Genomic DNA, 2,954 nt, shown 5'->3' on the forward strand with positions numbered 1-2,954 from the left:
CCCTGATGGTAATGTCCTGCTTATAATCCGGGAAAGGATCCCTGACGCGGCATCTTACCCAGATACCCAGGATAATCACAACCACGATTATTACACTCAGGCTCCGGAAAATTCGCCTTAACGCTCTGTTTTTTATTTTCATAATGATCAAGCGGATTGAAAATTTTGATGTTTGAGAATAATTCGGACCTATAAAAATACAAAATGATTGTTATCTTTACTCATTGAATTCATAAATTATAAACCACACAAAAATTGACCTGTTATGAAAACTTTCACTCATTTTGCCGTTTTAACCCTTATCTTGCTTTTCATGTCGATGGGCACAGGTATGGCACAAAAACAAAAAGTCATACTGGATACGGACATTGGCTCTGATATCGACGACGCATTTGCTGTTGCGCTGTTACTGACCAGTCCCGAATTTGAAGTGCTGGGGATTGTTACGGATTACGGCAATACGCCCAAACGGGCAAATATTGTATGCAAAATGCTTCATGAAACCGGTAATGAAGACATTCCGGTGGTGGTTGGTGAAAAAACCGATGACCACTACGATACACAGTTTCATTGGGCAGAGGGATTTGATAAGGTTACTCCAATTGAACAATCCGGTTCGGATTTTATCATTGAAAAATTGGAACAGCATCCCGATGAAATAGTTTTGTTTACGATTGGTCCAGTGACCAACATAGGCAATGTGGTAGAGAAAAACCCCGATGCCCTGAAAAAGGCCAAACATATCTATTCTATGTTCGGCTCCTTCTACATGGGCTATGGAAGGCATCCCGTTCCCAGCGCCGAATGGAATGTAAGGGCGGATGTGGATGCCTCTCAGAAAATGGCTTCGGCAGGAGCTGATATCACGTATGCCGGCCTGGATGTCACCACTTTCGTTAACCTGGAAGAAGACCGGAGGCTTGAACTCCTCATGCGCCAATCTCCCTTAACTGATGCGCTTTCCGGCCTGTATACCCTGTGGCCTTATGAGACGCCTACATTATATGATCCTGTGGCCATAGGAATGTATTTGTGGCCCGAACTGTTCAATACACGAAAAGCCCATGTGGATGTTACCGACGAGGGTTATACCGTGATTGATGAAAGCAAGGAACCCAACGCAGAAATCGGCATGTCCATCAACAAGGAGGAATTTCTGGACCGGGTTATGGAACGGCTTTTACAACAAAATATGAATGAAAGTGATTGATTAAAAAAATGGTTTGACAAAGAGTTTGACGGGAGTTTGAACGCCTGTCCGACAGCAGGCGGGTTTGATTGTTTGAATGTTGAAGAAGCTACAGCTGGCAGGAAGGGTATATTTGTCATTCAATGGTCATTCTTAGTCATTCGGTTGTATCCTTAAAAGATTATTAAAACGATCGATTATGAAAAAAAGGAAGCTCACAAAAGGTAAATCATTGTTATACCTGATTGCTTCGGTTGGCATCTTTATTTGCATTGCCGGTTTACAGGTATCTGACCAGAAAACCATTCATATTGGGAACCGGAGGGAGCTGTTTGTAGATGATTACCTTATTGATAAGATGAATGGAGCAGAGCTCCGGTTGCATCATCCGACGCCCCGGGAAGTTTGCCTGGTAACCGATGAGCCGTGGGAAGGCAACACCTGTGGGTATTTCACCATATTTCAGGATGACAGTTTATACCGCATGTACTATCGCGGATCGCATTCCGGAGAACCAGAGCACCGGGAGGTTACATGCTATGCTGAAAGCAAAGATGGCATCCACTGGAAGAAGCCTAATCTGGGTCTTCATGAATTCAATGGCTCCAAAGCAAACAACATCATCTGGGACAGCCTGGGCACCCACAACTTCACCCCCTTCAAAGACCAAAATCCCGATGCAAAACCTGAAGCAAAGTATAAGGCGCTTGCAAGAGGAAAAGAAGAAGGCCAACACGGTCTCTTCGCGTTTCAGTCACCAGACGGCATTCACTGGTCGTTGATGAGCGATGAACCGGTAATCACCAAAGGAGCGTTCGATTCACAAAACCTGGCGTTCTGGGATCCGGTAAGAAAAGAATACCGCGAGTACCACCGCGATTTTAAGGAAGGCATCCGCGATATCCGCACGGCTGCCTCAGACGACTTTTTGCATTGGAGTGATCCTCAGTGGCTGGAATATCCGGGCGCCGCAAAAGAACACCTCTACACCAACCAGATCATGCCCTATTACCGCGCTCCACATATCTTACTGGGTTTCCCCACCCGCTACCTGGGCGACCGCGGGTCCCTCACCGAAGGTTTGTTCATGTCAAGCCTGGACAGACGTACATTCAAGCGCCGGCCGGAAGCATTTATAAGGCCCGGTCTGCTTCCCGGCAAATGGCAGAACCGCAGCAACTACATCTGGTGGGGACTGGTTGAAACAGAGTCACCCTATCCTGGCGGAGCGGATCAATTGTCGCTTTATGTCAATGAAGGATATTACGAAGGCAAAAGCAGCCGCATACGGAGATACACCCTGCGGATTGACGGTTTCGTGTCGCTAAGCGCCCCTATGGAAGGTGGCGAGATGGTAACCAAACCGGTTATCTTCAGCGGAGATCAACTGGAGATCAACTTTTCTACCTCGGCAGCAGGCAGCCTGAAAGTCGAACTGCAGGATGAGAACGGCAAACCCATACCGGGCTTCACACTGGACGATTGCCCGGAGATATACGGTGATGCCATTGAACGAACGGTTGAATGGAACAGCAATGCGGATCTCAGCAAACTGGCCGGCAAGCCCGTTCGAATGCGATTTGTCCTTAAGGATGCAGACCTCTATTCATTCAGGTTTCAAGAATAACCGATAATGAATTAATTATAAAACATTAATAATCTATCCACGATGGAAAATAAGAGAAAACACCTGGAATTCATCCAAAACACCATAAATCGAATGGTTCATGGCTCTTTCTTAATGAAAAGCATTAATGTATTCATG

Annotated in this window: 2 protein-coding genes; both read left to right on the forward strand. The window is 46.0% G+C overall.

Annotated features, from left to right (window positions below; translation table 11 throughout):
- Positions 1-265 precede the first annotated feature (265 nt).
- Positions 266-1,210 (forward strand): nucleoside hydrolase, encoded by a 945-nt coding sequence (locus KGY70_20175; GenBank protein ID MBS3777521.1) that lies wholly within the window; start codon positions 266-268, stop codon positions 1,208-1,210.
- Positions 1,211-1,388: 178 nt separating this feature from the next.
- Positions 1,389-2,816 (forward strand): hypothetical protein, encoded by a 1,428-nt coding sequence (locus KGY70_20180; protein ID MBS3777522.1) that lies wholly within the window; start codon positions 1,389-1,391, stop codon positions 2,814-2,816.
- Positions 2,817-2,954: the final 138 nt, after the last annotated feature.

It is taken from the genome of Bacteroidales bacterium (assembly GCA_018334875.1).
Taxonomy (GTDB): Bacteria; Bacteroidota; Bacteroidia; order Bacteroidales; family UBA12077; genus JAGXLC01.

What these genes read in the sequence shown, in the direction of transcription:
- KGY70_20175 (MBS3777521.1), top strand. Translation starts at nt 266, where the DNA reads ATGAAAACTTTCACTCATTTTGCCGTTTTAACCCTTATCTTGCTTTTC.
- KGY70_20180 (MBS3777522.1), top strand. Translation starts at nt 1,389, where the DNA reads ATGAAAAAAAGGAAGCTCACAAAAGGTAAATCATTGTTATACCTGATT.